Origin of the sequence: Streptomyces sp. NPDC006610 (genome assembly GCF_040611575.1) — a bacterium.
In the GTDB taxonomy this organism is placed as follows: domain Bacteria; phylum Actinomycetota; class Actinomycetes; order Streptomycetales; family Streptomycetaceae; genus Streptomyces.
The window spans coordinates 1-19336 of the sequence record NZ_JBEXOP010000021.1 but is presented as its reverse complement, the minus strand read 5'-3'; the positions used below and the strand labels follow the sequence as shown (position 1 = coordinate 19336).

At 68.9% G+C, this 19336-nt stretch carries 11 protein-coding genes and 3 pseudogenes; 9 read left to right on the top strand and 5 right to left on the bottom strand.

Translation table 11 applies throughout. The features are described 5' to 3' along the window. Window positions 1–128 precede the first annotated feature (128 nt). Window positions 129–659 (top strand): hypothetical protein, encoded by a 531-nt coding sequence (locus tag ABZY13_RS18465; protein WP_356631895.1) that lies wholly within the window; start codon window positions 129–131, stop codon window positions 657–659. A gap of 2084 nt (window positions 660–2743) precedes the next feature. Next, window positions 2744–2851 (top strand): annotated as a pseudogene (locus ABZY13_RS18460) (IS5/IS1182 family transposase); the annotation flags it as partial. A 118-nt stretch (window positions 2852–2969) separates the two neighbouring features. Here the strand turns inward: ABZY13_RS18460 and ABZY13_RS18455 are convergent. Then, window positions 2970–4055, bottom strand: coding sequence for a hypothetical protein (locus ABZY13_RS18455; protein ID WP_356631893.1), 1086 nt, complete (start codon window positions 4053–4055; stop codon window positions 2970–2972). Window positions 4056–4260: 205 nt separating this feature from the next. Here ABZY13_RS18455 and ABZY13_RS18450 point away from each other — a divergent pair, with 205 nt between their 5' ends. Next, window positions 4261–4677: a hypothetical protein gene (locus ABZY13_RS18450; RefSeq protein WP_356631891.1), complete on the top strand. Its 417-nt coding sequence runs from the start codon at window positions 4261–4263 to the stop codon at window positions 4675–4677. 12 nt (window positions 4678–4689) lie between these two features. Here ABZY13_RS18450 and ABZY13_RS18445 read toward each other — a convergent pair whose 3' ends face one another. Next, on the bottom strand, window positions 4690–5541 hold the full coding sequence (locus ABZY13_RS18445; RefSeq protein WP_356631889.1) for a helix-turn-helix transcriptional regulator: 852 nt from the start codon (window positions 5539–5541) through the stop codon (window positions 4690–4692). Between the two features lie 234 nt (window positions 5542–5775). Further along, window positions 5776–6214: pseudogene (locus tag ABZY13_RS18440) on the bottom strand (hypothetical protein); the annotation flags it as partial. Window positions 6215–6468: 254 nt separating this feature from the next. On the opposite strand from ABZY13_RS18440, the gene ABZY13_RS18435 reads away from it, so the two are divergent. From ABZY13_RS18435 to ABZY13_RS18425, 3 genes are all read left to right on the top strand, one after another. Next, window positions 6469–8730 carry a helix-turn-helix transcriptional regulator gene (locus ABZY13_RS18435; protein WP_356631887.1) on the top strand — a complete coding sequence of 754 codons (2262 nt, stop codon included), beginning with the start codon at window positions 6469–6471 and terminating at the stop codon, window positions 8728–8730. 12 nt (window positions 8731–8742) lie between these two features. Next, window positions 8743–9300, top strand: coding sequence for an XRE family transcriptional regulator (locus tag ABZY13_RS18430; RefSeq protein WP_356631885.1), 558 nt, complete (start codon window positions 8743–8745; stop codon window positions 9298–9300). An 832-nt stretch (window positions 9301–10132) separates the two neighbouring features. Beyond that, the gene (locus ABZY13_RS18425; protein ID WP_356631883.1) at window positions 10133–10534 is read left to right on the top strand and encodes a hypothetical protein; all 402 of its coding nucleotides are present in this window, start codon (window positions 10133–10135) and stop codon (window positions 10532–10534) included. Window positions 10535–10872: 338 nt separating this feature from the next. Here ABZY13_RS18425 and ABZY13_RS18420 read toward each other — a convergent pair whose 3' ends face one another. Then, window positions 10873–11088: a hypothetical protein gene (locus ABZY13_RS18420; RefSeq protein WP_356631881.1), complete on the bottom strand. Its 216-nt coding sequence runs from the start codon at window positions 11086–11088 to the stop codon at window positions 10873–10875. Window positions 11089–11669: 581 nt separating this feature from the next. Between ABZY13_RS18420 and ABZY13_RS18415 the strand changes: the two genes are divergently transcribed. From ABZY13_RS18415 to ABZY13_RS18405, 3 genes are all read left to right on the top strand, one after another. After that, entirely contained in the window at window positions 11670–16886 is a 5217-nt protein-coding gene (locus ABZY13_RS18415) for a DUF6531 domain-containing protein (protein ID WP_356632056.1), read from the top strand. Beyond that, the gene (locus ABZY13_RS18410; RefSeq protein WP_356631879.1) at window positions 16883–17542 is read left to right on the top strand and encodes a hypothetical protein; all 660 of its coding nucleotides are present in this window, start codon (window positions 16883–16885) and stop codon (window positions 17540–17542) included. Before ABZY13_RS18415 ends, ABZY13_RS18410 begins: the two co-directional genes overlap by 4 nt. Window positions 17543–17851: 309 nt before the next feature. Beyond that, a complete protein-coding gene (locus ABZY13_RS18405; RefSeq protein WP_356631877.1) occupies window positions 17852–18466 on the top strand; it encodes a hypothetical protein in 615 nt (204 codons plus the stop codon). A 349-nt stretch (window positions 18467–18815) separates the two neighbouring features. Here ABZY13_RS18405 and ABZY13_RS18400 read toward each other — a convergent pair. Then, a pseudogene (locus ABZY13_RS18400) lies at window positions 18816–19245 on the bottom strand (DNA helicase); the annotation flags it as partial. Window positions 19246–19336: the final 91 nt, after the last annotated feature.

Here is a 19336-nt window from a genome sequence, read left to right as displayed (position 1 = left end):
CACAGATCTTGGGGAGCGGTTGCGGAGTGTCACCGGGCAGCACGAGTTGGGTCAGCCCGCAGGGCCGTTTGCCGGGACAGTCGAAATTTCCGGGCACTCTCGTGAGCCGTGCTGGCATCGTGGGAATCATGGCAGCGATAGACGACACATCCGAGCCTGACAGCCCTGTCCGCAGCGCTTATCCGCCCCTGCTGGAGGCAGCGTGGCTGTATCAGGCGGATCGGGTGTGTCCGGAAGACCTGCCGATGACCGCTGCCCACGCACTCGCAATCGGAATGGACACGCCGGCCCTGTGCGAGCTCGCTGGTCTGCCGCGTCATGCGGACCCCCGGGACATCCGCAACACATTCGAGCAGGCTCTTCAAGAATTGGGAATCAAGCTGCCCGATCGCCACCTGGCCCGGCGATACGCGCTGCGCAGGCTGGCCGCGCGATTCACCGCCGGGGAGGTGGATCTTGTCGAGTTGGCATCGGACGAGTGGTCGGAGACGGAGGTCGAGACCGCTGCGGAGCAAGCATTCGTGGCGCTACTCCCGCCATGCGCGTGCTGCATCGAGTACACGCTGGGGCTCGACGAGGCGGCATGGGAAGCACAACTGCAAGTCGCGGCCCGTGCCTTGTGTCACATCCCACTGTCGGACCGCGCTTCTGACGATTGAGGTCAGGAGGCGTTTCTGGCGCAACGTCCGGGGTTGCGGGGGCAGTCCCCGCCTCAGGAACTTCTCGTTGATACCGGCCGACGGATTTCTCGGGTCCGGGACGAAGACGGCATCCGTGCTGCGGGCGGCCTGCTGCTCGCGCCGGAACTCAGCACTGAGCGGGATGCCCGCATAGCCGTCGGCGGCGCCGTCGGGCAGCGCGGGATCGGCGACCCGTCCATCGGAGGTGAGGTACCACGCATGCTCGAAACAGTTGAAGGGTGCAGCCGCCGAGTACGAAACTCTCCACGTAAGTCCACGACAAGCCCGTAGACACCACCCCGCCCCCGCCCGACCAGATCCTGGAACCCACCACGCTCCGCTGATCCCGCGCGGGCCGCCGGCGCGTCCGGCGGGCGCGTATGCCAGGCGCCGTACCGGCCGGCCGCCCGGTACGGCGCCTGGCCCGCTCGCTTCGGTCCGCCCGCCGCCTGCCCACCGCCATGGCCGCCCCGCGACCACCGCTTACCCTCGCGCGCGGCCGGGTTCCGCCCTCGCTGCGCCGCCCCGCGCGCGACAGACGAGAGTACGGCACCGAGCAACGGGCGGCCGGTTGCCCGGACCGTCGCTCCGGTCGGCGACTGCCCCGCTCGGCCTCCGGGGCTGGGCGAGCGCTCCTCCAACTCGGCGGCGACGGGCCCACGTTGCTTCATCGAGAGTGAAGTGAGGGTGGAATCGGCGGTCCTCCCTGTCGCCCTTTTTGATGGTGGAACGTCACCGCTGTCGACGACGACGGCGAGCCGAAGTTCCTGCCCGTGGTCTCCGAACGGGCCCGCGTCAAGCTGCACCGGATCGCCGCTCGCAAGACCCGTCCGCCCAAGCAGAACGCCCGGCCGCTCGCGCAGCTGCGCGAGCGGTAGAACGAGCGCGATCCTCACCTCCGGGGTGGCCGCCGGCGTCATCAGCTCCCTCCTCGAGTAGGCCCGCGCCGCGGCTGCCGCGATCCGGGCCCGGGTCGCCGACGTGGGCGACGTCGCCCTGGCGGCCGTCGATGTCGCCGCGACGGTGTTCGTGATGAACGACGGCGGCCGCTTCCACCGCCGGGACCTGCTCGCCGAAGCCTGCCGCCACCTCGCCCTCGTCCTGCGCGGCCGCCGCCCTCTCCACCCACTGCCTGGACATCAGCGAGCCGCAGACCGCGCGCGGGATGGAGGCCGACTACCGCCTCTACGCCGCCCGATGGGCCTTGCCCGACCTCCCCGCCCGGTGCCGCTCGCCCATCCCCGCACCAGCAACCCCGGCTGATTCCGGCGAGCCGACTGCGTCCTGGCCTTCAGGCCAGGACGCGGGGGAGTGGGAAGCACCCCGCGTCCCGCTGCAGTACGAGCGGGCTGTCCCCGCCGGCGCGGTGGTGCGGGAGAAGTGCGCACCACCGCCACCGCCATCGCCATCGCTCTGCAGGGCCGGGCGTACGACGTCGCCCGGCACCAGCAGGCGGCGATGCCTGAACAGCTGCTCGCGCCCGCGACCGCCGATCCCGAGACCGACGATCAGGAGCCGGAGGCCGGACGGCAGGAGGCGATCGACCTGACGGCGCTGCGGGCCCTGCGGGAGTCCCGTGCGGACGGGGAAGCCCTCGGTCTCACTGCCGAGCGGCTGCGCCACCTCGGTGCCTCCTTCAGCGCGGCGGCTGACCGAGCCCGCGCCACCATTAACCGTTACCGCCGGGCAGGACGACGCCGACGCAGTACGCCCGGTGCGCCAGGACGACCAACGCACGCACCACGCCCAGCGGCGGGACACACGCCAAGGGCCCCACGGTCCCGGCCGCTGACCCCACCTGCCGGGCGTACGGAGGAGAGCCGTATGCACCGTCACCCGGACGAATGAATGAGCTGCCGCAGCGGCGAGTCGGCTGCGCTGGCGCGCTGTACTGGCGGCGCACTGCCGGGTGGCCCTCATCGGTGGTGGGCCAGCATCCCCGCAGGGCGCTCACCGGCCAGACGCCCTGATGTCTTACGGCGGATGCGAAGGAACCAGGCCTTCACCCCATGCTGCACAACGCAACCCGTTCGCACCTACCTGTGCGTACTGGGGCCGGACGGTCCTGGCCGCACGGCTTCCGACGCCTGCGCATCCGGTGGGAACCACGTGACGGCATCCACGAGGCCTTCCTCGGACCCGCCGTCTGCCTGATCACCCACCGGCACGTCCACAGGCTTTGTCAGGGCCGGCAAGCGGCGGAGGACCGGGGGCGTGGGACGTCCCCGTGCGGCACGCGGAACGCCCGGCGGGGCCGAGGGCCGGCGCAGGGCGTTCGTCTCGTGCCGCTCAGGGCTGAGTCAGCCTCTGGAAAAGCGCGGCGATCTCGGTGTCGTCGGCCACCAGGGGGAGCGTGTCGAAGAAGAGTTCCCACTCGGCCCCGGGCCCGAACCGCTCGACGATCCCGAACGGAACACGCGCTCCCTTCTCGCTGGTCACCCTGCCGTGCCACTCCACATAGGTGGTGGACTCGCCGAAGGCGACCTGACCTGCTTTCAACTCGACATCGGCGCGGTCGAAGAGCTTTTGGAGGTAGGCGGCCCTGCCCGCGGGGGTGACCAGCGGCCGGGACAGGCCCGGAGCGGTCAGCCGGGCGCCGCCCATCCGGTCGGCCAACGCGGAGACGTCCTCGCCGTTCCACGCCGCAAGCCGGGCCGTGATCTCATCTGCCCGAAACCGCTTAGGCGCCCCGCCGGTCGCACGACCCGAGTCGGCGACCCCCTCGAACAGGTTCCGCAGCTCCGGAGCGGCCGACCCGAACACGGTGTACCGGTCGTAGTAGCGCCGAGCCTGGATGGTCTTGCCGTCGTCGGACAGCACGTTCCTCGCGATCTGCGGATAGGCCACCTTCTGGCCCTTGATCGTGACCTCGTTCCACTGCCCGAACATCATCACCGCACCGTCGGCCACCACCTCGGTCCCCGTGTACCGCAGGTCGGGGACGAGCCGCAGCGAACCGATGATCGAGTTGCCGATCGTGGTGTGCCCCCGCTGCGGCGCACCACCCGCCTCCCAGAGGGTCGCCTCCTCGTCGAAGATGTCCAGATAGGCCTGCACTCTCGGGTGGTCGAACCCGCCCGGGACCGGCGGCGTCCCGGTCGGCGCCTCACCGAAAGCGATCTGCCGCTCAATGAACGCACATGCGTTCGGGGTGATCAGGCCTTCCAGCCTCTCGACCTTCTTCCGCGCCTCGGCGCACTCGCTTCCCTGCGCCACCGGGCCGGTCGCCGGTCTGACCGAACCGGTGGCCGACGCCGCCGGTTCGGTCGTCACCGTGGCGAAAGCCATCACCGTGGCGAGCGCCGCCGGCAGCAGTCCGCTCCGTCCGAGCACCGCCGTCTTCCTGTTCTCGCGCCCTTGCTGACCTGTCGTCATGCCGGCTCCTCACCGAGATCCCTGCGCTGGCGAAGCCACCCTGCCCGCCGAAGCGCGGAGCATCGATTACCCGAGGGGTAATCGACCCGTTCCGCGCCGCACGGCACGGTTGCGACACCAGGACCCGACCGGCGCAACCGGCCGGGACCCACGCCCCGACCAGCGCACTGCAGCGCGCACACCACCACACCGGAGGACGATCAGCATGTCCGCGACCCTCATCACCGCCCTCGGCCGCAGCAACGAGCCCGTCACCCTGCTGCGCCGCTTCCTCGCCCTGGACGCCGTCGTCACCACGGCCAACGGCCTGGCCTACCTCGTCGCGTCCGGCCCTCTCGGGCGGCTGCTCGGGGTCGACTCCGGGCTGCTGCTCGGGATCGGGGCGTTCCTGGTCCTGTTCGGCGCCGGGGTCGGCTCCGTGGCGGCCCGGAGACTGCCCCCGGCCCTCGCCGTGAAGTGGGTGGTCGAGGCCAACCTCGCCTGGGCGGTGGCGAGCCTCGTCGCGCTGTTCGCCTGGTTCGACGCCAGCCTTGCCGGGACTGTGTGGATTCCGGCGCAGGCCCTCACCGTCGCCGGGTTCGCCGCGCTCCAGCACATGGCGCTGCGCGCTGCCGAAGTCTGAAAGGCCACGCCATCAACGGCTGCGGCGGCCCAGGTAGGCGACCGTCTCCGCGTCGGCCGGGAGGAACGTCTCGATGGCCAGCTCGGAGACGGTGACGTCCATCGGTGTGTTGAAGGTGCTGATGGAGGAGAGGAAGGACAGCACCCGCCCGTCGTGCTCGACCTGCAGGGGCAGCGCGAAGTACGGGTGCGTCGGTCCGTCCTCGGGCGGCCGCCCGGCGTCGTTCCCGGCCGCCCCGGTCGCCCCGGTCGCCTGTTCCTCCGGGACCGCCGCAGCCACCGGATAGGCGGCCACCTCCTCATACAGGGCGCGCAGGGAGTCCGAGCGCAGATGAGCGATCTGACGTTCCATCTGGGCCAGCAGGTGTCCGCGCCACTCCGCCAGGTTCCGGATCCTGGCAGCCATGCCCTGCGGGTGCAGGGTGAGCCGCATGGCGTTCAGCGGGGGCGTGAGCAGATGCTCCGGCACCCCCTCCAGCAACATCAGGATCCCCTGATTGGCGGCCACCACGTTGTAGCAGCCATCGACGACGATCGCCGGATAGGGCTCATAGCCGCGCAGCAGCCGCTCGATCCCCTCCCGCAGCGCGCCCATCGCCGGATCCTCCAGGGAGGTCTCCCTGTAGTGCGGCGCGTAACCGGCCGCCAGGAGCAGCGCGTTGCGTTCCCGTACGGGTACCTCCAGGTGCTCGGCGAGCCTGAGAATCATCGCCTCGCTCGGGCGGGAGCGCCCCGTCTCGATGAAGCTGATGTGACGGGCCGACGAGTCGGCGCGCAGCGCCAGCTCCAGCTGGCTGAGCCGACGCCGCTCGCGCCAGCCGCGCAACAGCGGTCCCACACCCGTGTCGAGGGAGGCAGTCGTCATGTGATGACCGTATCGCGGTCCGAGATCACCGGAGGAAGAGCAATGACGCCGACCGGACCACCGGTCGTCCCGTCGCTCATGGGGCCGCGACCGCTCCGTGGACGGGGCCGGCAACCCGTCCGACAACCCGCTTCAGCCGGCCGCCGGCATGCCGACCCTGGTGGCGAAGGTGCTGCCCGTTGCTCAGGTTGCAGGCGCGCCGTCCGTGCCTGCCACGGGGCGTCGGCGTTGGATGACGTCGATGGGGATCATGACCAGCGCGGTCGTGCCGCCGGAGTCGGACGGGCGCAGCTGGATGCGGATGCCGTGGCGCTGCGAGAGGCGGCCGACCACGAACAGTCCCATGCGGCGGGAGACGGAGACGTCCACGGTGGGCGGCGAGGCGAGCCGCTCGTTGATCGCGGCGAGGTCCTGGGGGAGAGGCATGTAGCCGGTCATCTTGACCGCGCTATGCGGAGGGGAGAACGAGGTAGCGTTCTCCAGCGGCTCGGCGAGGAGGTGCACGAGGTCGTTGACCACCCGGCCGGTCACCTCGGCAGTCGGGACGGAGGCCAGCTGGATGCGCTCGTACTGCTCCACTTCGGACACCGCGGCGCGCAGTACGTCGACCAGCGGGATCGGCTTCGTCCAGCGGCGGCCGGGTTCCGGCGAGGACGAGGAGGTTTTCGCCGTGTCCGTGCCGCCCGCCGGGGCGCTGGCCGGGGCCGCCTTCGTCGCGCCGGTGCGGCGCGACGTCGACGGAATTTCTGACTCAGAAGACTAGCGGCCGGCCAAGAAGACCAGCAGTCGCCGGCCCCGCAGCGCATGATCCGCCACAACACCGGCCCGCCACCCCCAGATCACAGATCACAGTTTGTACGCGATCCGTACGGTCAAAGTACGGGATTGTTGCGCCTGCCCGGTAGGGTGTGCGTCAGGAGGTATTGCATGTCCGAGCTGTTCGACGCCGTCGACGCGCTGGTCGCATCCCGTTCTGCGCTGCCGCCGACGCCGGAGCGCAAGCGGCTGCGGGTCGCGCACGGCCTGACGCTGGACGAAGTCGCCGCCGCGCTGAAGGTGCGGCGGGCCACGGTGTCCGGCTGGGAGTCGGTGAAGAAGCCGACCGAGCCGCGTGGCCCGGAGCGTGAGGCGTACGCCCGGCTGCTGAGGCAGCTCGCGGAGCTCTATCCCGCCCCGGCCAACACCGCCGCTCAGAGTGAGGGAACGGCGGTGGCCGAGACGTTCGCCGGCGCGCCCGATCCGACGGAATTGCCGAGTGCCGGTGAGGCCTCCGAGGCGGCGGCCGTGACTGCGGCCGAGAACACCCAGGCCCCTGCCCCTGAGCGTGCCGCTGTTGCTCCGGCCGCCGCGGCCCGTCCGGTGCGTACCACCAGGCCGTCGTCGACGTCGCGCCGCACCGGCGCGACGAAGACGGCCCCGGCCGGCGCCCCGGCGGGCGGCACGGACCCGCGGTTCGAGAACGGTCCGCTGGCTGTCGTCGACGTCGACGACGATGGGCAGGTGCTGGCGTACTGCACCGGCGGCCTGGTCCTGGACGTGCCCGCCAAGTCCCTGCCGTCCCTGGTGGACTGGACGCTCAAGGAGGCGAAGCTCGGGCAGCCGAAGCTCGCCGGGCCCGGCAAGGACGCCGACCCGCTGCTCGTGCTCACCGAGGCCGCCGCCAAGCGCTACGGCCTCCCCATCACCCTCAACGAGGAAGAGCGGCTCGCCGGGAGGATCCCGGAGGGCCACAAAGTCGTCAAGCAGCTCGCGCGTGCGGAGTGGAAGCTGACGAAGCGCGGTTTCGGCCCGTGGGCGCGGATCTACCGCCCCGCGACCGGTTCGGAGCGGGCCTGCGTGCAGCTGTGCATCCCGTCCTGGCACGCGCTCGACTCCCGGCACTGGGGCCATGCCGCCCAGCTCCCGCCGGCCGAACTCGCCCGCGTGCTGGGCGTGTACGCCTCGCGCGTGATGACGCCGCGCGGCTCGACCGCGGTGACCGGCCTGGAGCTGATGACCGCCCTGCACCCGCCGACCCGCGCCTCCGAGCCCGACGCCGACGGCAAGCGGCACTCCGAGCACAACCCCGGCTCGCTGGGCAAGGACGCCACCGACCCGATGAACTGGCCGCCGTGCGAGGTCCCCGACGGCCACCCGGTCCTCAAGGATTTGCCCCGCTTCCACGTCCGCGGCCCGGCGGAGAAGCTGTTCGAGGAGGCGTACGACTGGGCCCGGCCGATGACTGACGACGAGTGCACCCTGCGGCACCTGGTCGGCATCGACGTCAATATGGCCTTCGCCGCCGGCGCCAACGGCCTGAACGTCGGCCTCGGCGAGGCAACGCACGTCACGAACCCGGTGTTCGATCCGAAGCTGCCCGGCTCGTGGCTGGTGGACCTCAGCCACGTCGACCTGTCGCGGGTGAAGGCCGGCAAGGAGTGGGTGGAGCTGGACGGCAGCCTGCTGCCCTCCCCGTTCACGCCGAAGGGCGAGCGGCCCGAAGGCCCGGCCTGGTACGCGACGCCGACCGTGGCTTACGCGGTGGAGCTGGGCTACGAGGTGCGCCCGATCGAGGCGTGGGTCCGCTACGAGAACGGCCGCTACCTGGACGGCTGGTACCAGCGGCTGCGCGACGCCTACCTCGCCACCATGGCCGACCTCGGCGTGCACGCGGACATGGAGCCGGCCGATTTCCTCGCCGCGATGGACGGCTACAAGAACCGTGACCCGGAACTGGCGATCGTCGTCTCGGCGATCAAGGCGACGGTCAAGGGCGGCCTGGGCAAGCTGCGCGAGCGCCCGCGCGGTGAGGGCTGGCGGCCGGGCGAGCCGTGGCGGGCCCTGTCCCGGCCGACGTGGCGGCCGGACATCCGCGCGGCCGTCATCTCCCGCACCCGGATCAACCTGCACCGCAAGATCGTCAAGCACGCGGCGTTCACCGGCCAGTACCCCGTCGCGATCCTGTCCGACTGCGTCGTCTACGCCGCGAACGGACCAAGCCCGCTGGACTTCCTGCCCTACCGCGACGGAAAGCCGCTGCCCGGAGGCTTCAAACTCGGCATCAACCCAGGCCTGGTCAAGCACGAAGGCACCCAGAGCGTCCTGTGGGGCGAGGAAGTCCGCGAGCGGTTCAACGCACCGGAACTCAACCTCGCCCGCTACATCAAGGACGGCACCGTCACCGACCTCGACATCGACAACGGAGAGTAGGAGAAGGCCACGATGAGCCTGTTCGGGGACGGCCTGGATGCCGCAGTGCAGAAGGCCTTCACCCGCCCGGCGCCCAAGAGCGCGCCCGCGCAGATGCGGTACCTGGTCAAGCAGCTCAAGAGCACCAGGGCGGTTGCCCAGATGCTGCGGGTCTCGCAGCGCACCGTCGAGCGGTACGTCAAGGGCCAGTTGAAAAAGCCCCGCCCGGACCTGGCCGCGCGCCTGGAACGCGAGGTGAAGAAGCGCTGGCAGCCGCAGATCCGGGCCAAGGCCAAGGCAAAGGCGGCGAGCACGGGCGGCATCGTCATCGACACCCGTGCACGCCTCGGCTACACCGCGCCGATCGGGTCGACGGACCAGGACCGCATCCGGCACCTGACCGTCGCCCTGCCCCCGCAGTACGCCGCCCGCCTCTTCGACGCCCAGGAGCAGGGTGCCGGCGACGCCCGCCTCCAGGGGATCGCAGCCGAAGCGCTCAAAGAGGTCTACTTCCAGGACGGCGGCCGCCGCGCCGGCAGCCTGGAGGAGGTCCGATTCACGGACATCGAGCACCTCGAGTTCGAGCTGTAGGAGATGCGCCCCGCCTCCTGTTCGTCCTGGACGTTGTGACTGGGCGCTTCGGTTGGCCAGTGAGCACTGCAGATGGCCACTTGGCTCCCGGCGGACACCGCTCCGACGGATGCTCAAGCAGCTCAGGCTGGTTGCGTTGCCGACCGGGAGACCATTTTGGACCAGTGCCAACAGGACAGGGCGACTGCGGTCACGAACCAGACCACGCCCAACCACGGATACGCCGCAGCCCCAGCGCAGTCGTCCGGATCTACTCCGTCCACGCGGCACCGTCGCGGCGTACCGATCGCCGCCTGCACGGGCCAGGCCAGGGCCATAGCGACAACCAGCCCGCTGACCGCTCCAAAACTTCCCGCTGCCGTGCAGCGGTCCCACCGGCTGTCCGGTTCGTGAGGTGCTGGACGGTAGAACGCAGCGATCTGTAGCGCCAGCGTTGCCCCCAGGGCGAAGCTCAGCCAGTCGTAGCGTCCATCACCCAATGACAGAGTGATTACTGCGGCGAGGGCGGCTGACCACAACGCTGCCTGGTCGATGGCTCCCCTGCTCAAAATCGAGTCACCCAGCTCTCCCCGTACCCGCGGACCTGCCCGGCAGACTAGGGATGGAGGAGGCGTGCCAACCTCGAAAGGCCAGAGAGTACGCCCATTGGGGTAGCCCACGGCCAACCGGGGCGCTCACCTGGCCAACTGAACTGCTCAGTCACAGACGTGTGACGGAGTGCCTCAGTTGGCGAGTGAGCCCTTGAGTTGGCGAGCTGAGCTACGTGGGCGGCCAAGGCTGTAAGGAGGGCCTGGCTACCCACTCCAGCGCGAACTTTGCGAGGATCCTCGGCATGATCGCGTCTCCCGCCGACCGCGACCGCTCGGACGACCCCTTCGCTGAGATCGGCGATCCCGTCCTGTTCGTGGCGGACAAGCGGAGAGGCCTGGTCGCCGTGGCCGGCGCGCACGAGTACGACGAGGCGAAGACGGTCGGTGTCTTCTACGTCACCGACCGCGCCCGCCGCCGGCTACTGCTGCACTCGCAGCACCGCGTGAACGCGATGGCCTTCCACCCGACCCTCCCCCTGCTCGTCATGGGATCCGGCGAGTACGACGGCGGCTACTACTTCGAGGGAGAGCTCTTGCTCCTCCACCTGGAGACCGGCACCGCCCTGTCGCTCATCGAGCACCGCCTCGGCCGCCAGGTCCTCGGACTGGAGTGGCTGAATGACCAAGACCTCCGTGTCCTCTGATGGCGCCACCCGACGACTGGAAGGACGGACAGGCCCACGAGGAAGGACACATCGCCGTGGTGCGCCGCGCCGACTGGACTGCAGTCGAAGCCAAGTCGCTCACCGGCCGAGACCTGGCCAGCCCTCGCGTGCCGGCGCCCCGCCCGGACCACCGCGAGGCTGCCCGACAGGCGGTCGCCCGTCTGACGGCGACGCGGACGCGTCGGCACCACACCAGCCGAGCACACGGGTGACGACCGGCTGACGCTCAACCTGCCAACTGGGACGCCCCTCCCGAGGAGGTCGTGTGGCGCCCCGCACGAGCGCAACCTATTGCGCCGCACCGCGGCAGGACCGCTTCAATAGATGATCTGGTCGTCTTCGTCCGCGGCAGCCTCTTCAGCCAGCAAGGTCTGGACGCCCACGTCGGCGAAGCGAAGCTCGCTGACAAATGTGGCATGGGGGTACTCGCCGGCCGCGTCGAGGGTGGCTCGAACGGCATCCCAGGCTCCCTCGTCACCGAAGTCGGTTCGCAGGACCAGCGAGGTCAGATCATCGGGATGAGGCAGAGGCATCCTGTGATCCTCTCACCTGACGCTGACATCGACTGCCCGGCCCACCCGCCGCATTGGCCGCAATTTCTCAAGCACCCCGGCGATACCAAACACACCCGCGCGTGTAGGCGCGGGAAGAGGCATCAAGGGGTCTGGTATTCGGCACGTCGGACACCGAACTCCGCTGCATTGTTCGCCCGCTGTTAACGCCGAGAACAGATACGTCATCTGGGCGTGGCGGGAGCGTTCGCGCCAATTGCCGCGCCGTACCGGTCCCGGCGGTCCGGTGACCAGGAGGGTGTCGTTCGAGCCGCTCGATTTCTCAGCGGGTGCCGGCCATATCTCTCAGGGGACGTTAGTTCGAAGGCTCTGTGGATCAAGCATCATCACGGCCCTTGTCACAACTGCCTCACAGGTGATGCTCCATGCGCAGACGAACGCGAAGACTGATCACAGCTGTCCTGACTCTGGCTCTGCTGGCGCTCGCCGGTGTCGTGCCGTCCTGGGCCTTGCCCCGGGATCGGTCGCCCGCTTCGGCCCCGGTGACCATCCCTCAGCAGAAGGCCCGCACGGCTGACGAACTTCCCAAGCTGCCCAAGGCCATGACGCTGGCCGAGCGCCGTAAACAGGTCGCGGAGGAGCGGCATGAGCGGTCTCCGATGCGCGAGTACATGAACGCTCCCGGCCGCAGGTCGAAGACCGCGCCTCACAGCCGGCCGGATGAGCGCGACCGCTTCAGGCGTGGTCCTGCGGCGGAGCAGGGCCTGGCGGCGCAGCCGCTGACGGCGGCGGCCGAGAACCCGACCTGGGTGTCGTCCTGGGCCACGGCGTATCCCGGGCGGCTGTCGATCGGCGGGCAGGTGAAACTGCCTCAGCGGGGATCGGCATACACCGGGATGTGGCTCTACGTCATGGATGAGGCGGGCTATCCGGTCGTTCAGCAGGAGATCAAGAAGGCCACCGACGATCCCAGCGGTGACACGCCTGACACCGGGGCCTGGTGCTACGACTGGTGGGGCAGCTCGTCTTACCCTGTCGACCAGTGCTTTTGGTGGGCTGGCAGTGGGCTGGGCGGAATCCTCCAGGACGGCAAGAAGTACTACGCCTGGGTCTTCCTGAACAGCGCCGACGGTACCTCGAGTCCGGGCGGCACTACGTCTCCGCTGGTGGAGGCGTTCTACACGCCGGTGATTCCCGGCGCGCAGGCGGGCATCTGCACCTGTTACGCGCAGGCGCACCGTGCTGACCCTGTGAACACCGCGACCGGCGTGTTCTTCGAGCAGCTCACCGACGCCTCTCTGGTGGGCCCTGGCGTGCCGCTGGTCCTTGAGCGCTCCTACCGCTCCGACTCGGCCGCCGTCGGCCTGCTGGGACGCGGCTGGGCCACTCCGCTCGACGTCAAGCTGACCGTCGCGACCGGGAAGGTGACGTACCGGGCGGACGATGGGGCGTCGTTCGTCTTCACGCAGGCCAGCGACGGTACGTTCACGGCCCCGGCGGGCTCCGCGGCCAAGCTGGTCAAGGGCGCCAGCGACTACACCCTGACCACGCCGGACCACACCAAGCGCACCTTCAGCGGCAGTGGTCAGCTCCTCGCGGTGCTCGACACCGCCGGCAAGGGGCTGAGCCTGACCTACTCCTCCGGCAAGCTCGCCTCTGTCAAGGACGCCGCGGGCCGGACCACCACCTTCACCTCCGGGTCCAACGGGCTGTTGTCCAAGGTGGATCTGCCCGACGGCACGTCGGTGTCATACGGCTACACCGCGGACGGTCTGCTGAACTCGGTGACCGACCCGGCGAGTAGGACGTCGTCGTACACGTACGGCACCGACAAGCGGCTGTCCTCGTACACCGACCCGGCGGGCGGCAAGGTCACCAACGCCTACGACTCTGCTGGCCGTATCAAGTCTCAGATCGACCAGAACAACAAGACCACGACGTTTACCTGGGACGGCAGCAGCGAGTCGCACACCACGGCGCCGGACGGCGGGGTGTGGACCGACGTGTACGCCGGGAACGTCCTGATGGAGACGATCGACCCGTACGGCAAGAGCATCACCTACGACTACGACCGTCGTCTGCGCCCGGTTGCCATCACCGACCAGCGCGGCCACACCACGGAGATGACGTACGACAGCGCCGGGCGGATGCTCAAACGCAGCGCGCCGTCGGCTCTCGGCTATGCGGAGAGCTGGACCTACGACGCCGCCGGCAACATCACCAGCCACACCGACGGCCGCGGCAACAAAACCACGTACACGTACAACACGTCGAACCAGCTGACGTCGACCACCGACCCGATGGGCGGCAAGACCGCCTACACCTACACCGCGCTCGGCTCCATCGCGACGGTGACGACCCCACGCGGCAAGACGACGACGTACGGCTACGACGCGGCGGGCAACCGGACCTCGGTCACCACGCCAATGGGTGAGAAGACGACGTTCACGTACGACAAGGCGGGGCGGATCCTGTCCAAGACGGACCCGCGCGGCAACGTCACCGGCGCCGACCCGGCCGCGTACACCACGACCTACGCATATGACGGCCGCGGCCTGCTCAGTTCGGCCACCGATCCGCTGGGCCGCACCACGGCCTACGAGTACAACGGTGCGGAGCAGCTGACCGCGGCCACGGACCCGGCCGGCAACACCACCACTTACGCGTACGACGACGCCGGCCACCTGACACGGACCACCGATCCTGCCGGCGCGTCCTTCGTCCGCACCTATGACGCGAGCGGGCGCCTCGCCTCCGAGACCGACGCGGCCGGGGGCACGACCACCTACACCTACGACAAGGTCGGCCGCCTGCTCAGGAGCGTCTCGCCGCGGGGGAACGTCTCCGGGGCCGACCCGGCCGCGTACACCACGAGCTACGTCTATGACGCGGCGGGCAACCGGACCAAGGTCACCGGTCCCACCGGCGCGTCCACCACCACGACCTACGATGCGATCAACCGGCCGCTGGTGGTCACCGACCCGATGGGCCGCACTACCGCGTACACCTATGACGCCAATGACAACGTCACCAAGGTCACCGACGCGGCGAACGAGACCGTCTCCTCTGTCTACGACAAGAACAACCGGCTCACCAGCAGCACCAATCAGCTGAACAAGATCACGACTTACGCCTACGACGCCGACGGCAACCTCCTCAGCCGCACCTCCCCGCTCGGCCATAAGGAGAGCTGGACCTACGACGGCGACGGCCGCCAGGCCACCGCGGTCGATCCTCGCGGCAACGTCACCGGCGCCGACCCGGCCGCGTACACGACCACCTACGGCTATGACCCGGCGGGCAATCTCACCACGGTCACCGACCCGCTCGGCGGTGTGACCGCCACCGCCTATGACGCCGTGAACAACGTCGTGAGGCAGACGGACGCCGACAAGCGCGCCACGGCCTACGGCTACGACAAGCTCGACCGGCTCACCCAGGTCACCGCTCCCGGCGGAGCGGTCACCCTGTACGGCCACGACAAGAACGGCAACGTCACCACACGCACCGATGCCAACGGCCACGTCACCACGTACGGCTATGACGCGGCCCGCCGCCTGAACTCGGTCACCGACCCGCTGGACCGGGTCACTACCTACGCATACGACGCCGACGGCAACCTGACGAAGAAGACCACGCCCCGCGGCTCCACCGCCTACGCCTACGACCCGCGCGGCCTGCTCACCAAGACCGACTACTCGGACACCACTCCCGACGCGACGTTCGGCTACAACGCAGCCGGGCAGCTGACCGCCCGTGCCAACGCCAAGCTCTCCGAGGACTTCGGCTACGACACGGTCGGCAACCTCACCAAGACCCGGCACTTCACCTACACCTACGACGCCGCCGGCCAGATGCTCACCCGCACCTACAGCGGCGGCTCTGTCGCGTACACGTACGACGATGACGGCCGCACCTCCACGATGACGGCCGACGGCAAGACCACCACCTACAGCTGGAACCCGGCCGGGAACCTCACCCGGTCCGCACTGCCCAACACCGAGAACGAGGACCGCACCTACGACCGCGCAGGCCGCCTCACCGCCGTCACCTCCACCAAAGCAGGGGCCGCGGTCACCAAGACCGCGCTCACGCTCTCCGCGGCTGGCCTGCCCACCCGCGTGGACGTCACCCGGGCCGGTGTCGGAACGGGCGGCTACGACCTGACGTACGACGCTGCGGGCCGCCTCACCTCCGGCTGCTTCCCGCAGCCCGCGGTCACCGGCTGTGCCTCCAGCCGCACGGTCTCCTACACCTACGACAAGGTCGGCAACCGTCTGACCTCCACCCTTGGCAGCACGGCGACCAGCTACGTCTACGACGCCGCCGACCAGCTCACCTCCACCACGACCGGCGCCACGGCCACCGCCTACGGGTACGACGCGGAGGGCAACCAGACAAAGGCCGGCGCCGACACCTACACCTACGACCTGGCCGGACAGATCTCCGCCGCCACCGTCGCCGGCACCGCCTACACCTACAACCACGACGTGAGCGGTAACCAGATTTCCGTCGTCAAGGACGGCACCACCACGAACCGCTACCAGTGGGACATCAACGCGCCGCTGCCGATGCTCAGTTCGGAGTCCAGGGGCCTGGGCATCGCGCAGACCTACCGTTACAACCCACTGGGCCAGCCGGAATCCACAAAGGCCGGCCCCAGCACCGTCTTCTACTACCACCATGACACGCAGGGTTCCCCGGTCGACGTCACCGACAGCACCGGCACCATTCATCAGCGCTGGTCCTACGACCCGTTCGGCACCCGGGCACTGGACACCGTCGCCGCCGGCGCACCCGCGAACACCCCGTCCTACACCGGCGCCCGCTACGAGGCCACCACCGGCAACCTCGATTTGCACGCCCGCCAGTACAACACCGCCACCGGCCGCTTCACCCGGCCCGACCCGGCGACCCGCGACCAGTCGACGCCCTACGTCTCGCCGTACGCGTACGCCGACAACATCCCCACACTCCTGACCGACCCCAGCGGCCTGACCCCCGACGATCCCAACAACGACCGCGTCGACAGCCTCGGCGAAGGCCTGAGAATCTTCGGGGAAGGCTTCCTGCAAGGGCTCAAGCTGCCCTTCGACTTCGCAGGAGACGCCTACGACGCCGTCACCGGCCAGAACGGCGGTGCCGGAGCCTTCGTCGACAAGTACCTCCCCATCCGCCCCGCCTACCGTCTCTACCGCGCCGAGTACATGCTCCGCCAGCAGGGCTGCGACGCGCTCGCCGACCTGTACGCCGAAGCCGCCGAAGAACTGACCCAGCAGATCGCCCTCGTGGGCATCGGCGGCCTCACCGGATGGCGGCGAGCAGCCGTCTCCCCAGAGGATGCTGCTTCCTCAATCGGGAATCTGAGGTTCGGTGCGGGCGGCGGCGGGACGGTGCACTATCTGAGAGGCAAGCTCTCCTACAAGACGCCGATCACGCCGGAGCTGACGAAGCTGGTCAACCCTCAGAACGGCGGGCAGAATTGCCGGGCCTGCGCCATCGCCGTCGACCGGCTGCTGGCCGATGGTGCTCCGTCCTCTGCTCCTGCGAATCTCGGGCGGGGGTCCGACTCGGCGATCACCGGTCTCTATGGCGGCAGGCCGTTCCTGCGCACGACCCTGAGCGGCATCGTGCGTGACGTCCTGGCCGGCGGAGACGGCGCACGCGGTATCGTGTGGGGGTTCGGGCCCGGCAAGGATGACTCGCATGTCTTCAACGTGGTGAACGTGAAGGGAGACGTCATCTTCCTCGACGGACAGTCGGGGCACGCCAGGCCAGGTGTTTACCGGAACTACGGATTCCTCAGGACCGACCAGTGATCAGTCTCGAACGCGCAGCGGATCTGGCTCGGAAATTCGTGGACGAAGATCCGCTCAACGCCCAGGTGGACCTGGTGCCCATCGAGGGTGATGTGACCGTGGTCGGCGAGGCCGCCTACTTCGGATTTCAGAACCGGGCCTATCTGGAGACCGGGGACCCCTCGCAGATGACCATCGGCATCGGCCCCGTCAGGGTCGATCTGACGTCGGGCGACTGCAGGATGCTCGGCTCTCTCGAGGCCAAGGAGCTGGGCCTGTTCGACGTCGATGAACTCGCCCTGCCGGGGCCGGGCGGCTGGCGGCTGGTCCCGCCCGAGCTGATGAATGTCTGGCGGGCAGCCTTCGACGCAGAGCCGGCCGCTGCCGACCTCTCGACTCGCTGTCCCCAGTGCGGCGCGTCGGACCTCCACCGCTGGTACCGGGTGGAGGGACCGCTGGACGAAACCTTCGACGGGGTCCGCGCCGTCGCCTACGGCTGGCGGACCGAGTGGTGCGCCTCATGCCACCTTTGCCACGAGGACGGTGACACCTTCGTGCCGGACTACTGGCAGTCTCCATACGATGTGCCCGAGGCGTTCGAGATGAAGTTCGCCCCGCGCTACATCGAGGCCGCTCGGCAGGCGAAACTCAAAGCCGAGGCCGACAGCAAGGAATGAGACCGGAAACGACGGCCGTGCCTCCCACCACATGATCGACAGGGAGGCACGGATCGTCGGCCGGTCCTGCCGTGCTTCGCGTCCATGTTTTCCCTGATGCCGCACAAAAGCCTGATGAGAAAATATCACAGGGCCAGGCTGGGGCAGCTTTCACTGACAGTCGCAGCGCCTAAATCCCTGCCCCAGCCCTCCTGTGACCATCACTGCGGAATCCTTAGAAACGCCAGTCAACTTTGTCAGAATAGATGAAGGTGAGGAATTCCTGTGCGACGTGCGACTTCCGTTCTGCTGTCCTTGAGCGGTCTGCTAATGGCATCCGTGCTCACCGCGCCCGCGGCCGGAGCCACTCCGTCCGCCGTGCCCGACGGATGGGAAGTGGTGGAGGGTGTCGAACTACAGGGCGTCCCCGGCAAACTGGATGCTTCTCAGGCTCCGTCGCTCACAGGTAACAACGTCTCCGCCCAGGCGGCGGAGGCCGAATTACTCGCCGTCCAGTCGGTCCGCAACAGCCGGTTCGTCGCAACCGAAGTGAACTACCCGGCCCCGAACACAGGTCTGCTGCGGGCCCGTTCCGCCGAGTACGGAGGTTCCTGGGAGGGCTTTGCCTTTCAGTGGGACGAGGTCAGCCAGACGTGGTCCCTGAGATCCCTGGCAAACGATCTGTACGTGGCAGTGGAGAAGAACTTCACGGGTGACTCGCAGAACGTGCTTCGCGCCCGTTCGGCGAGCGTGGGCGGCTGGGAGCAGTTTCATCTCTTCTACAACGAGGAGTTGCAACGGTGGTCTCTCCAGTCCACGTTGAACGGCCTGTTCGTCGCCATGGAGAACAGCTATAGCGGGTCCCTCCAGTACGCTTTGCGGGCCCGCTCCACAGATGTCGGCGGCTCGTGGGAGCAGTTCGTTCTCTACAACCTGGAAGCCTGACAACAGCCCTCCACGGTTGAGAGATTCGAAAACCGCGTGAGAAGTCCTCGTCGATCCCGGGGAGGGCTTTTCACGCGGTCGAGCAGCGTGCGGGTGCTGTCATGGTTCTTCAAGCACGGGCTTCTCACCAGCGGAGTCGTACAGGCAGGCGAACGCCCCAGGACTACCGGAAGCAGGCGAAAGCGCTCGGTGGCGTCCTTGGCCTGTCCTTCGCCGGTCCCTAACGGCCCGCTCGTGCTCGGAGCGGGTTGCTCCCAGGAGAGGGTCGCCAGGACGGTGACCAGCGGGTGCCGCCAAAGCGCCACCCCCACTGGCATTCGGAAGACAACTCGGGCAGGGGCCTTATCGCTTACGCGGGGCGTGTGCTGTCGCGATGACCATGGATCCAGGAGAGGCCTCCCAGGTCGAGGCGGTGGCGGGTGCGACGGCCACGTGTGCCAGGCGGGCTTCGGCATCGTCGATACAGGTTGAGGACTGCACTGTTTCTGCCTGTTCTCGGCCGTCGTCGTCCTGGTTGCGTGCGAAGTCGTCGGCGATGAGTACGCGCGGCCATTCGCGTCCCTTGGCCCTGTGTGCTGTGGAGACGGTGACCTGGGCCTGCTGTCCGGGGCGAGTTGGGCCACGGCGGCGAGGATGGCGTCGGCGCCGTGGTGGTCGACCAGGTTGACGAGGGGCTGCAGGTCGCTGCCGGCCGGGTCGTGGGCGGCGTAGTCCTGCAGGTCGCCCCAGCATGGGAAGAGCATCAGTTCGGGGTGGTGTGTTCGGCGGCCTTCCTTAAGGCCGTGTCCTATGTGGTGAGGCGGACGAGTCGCTTGTAGCAGCAGAGGGCGGCAGCCAGGCCGAGAAAGGCCAGGTAGTTGCGGGAATTGC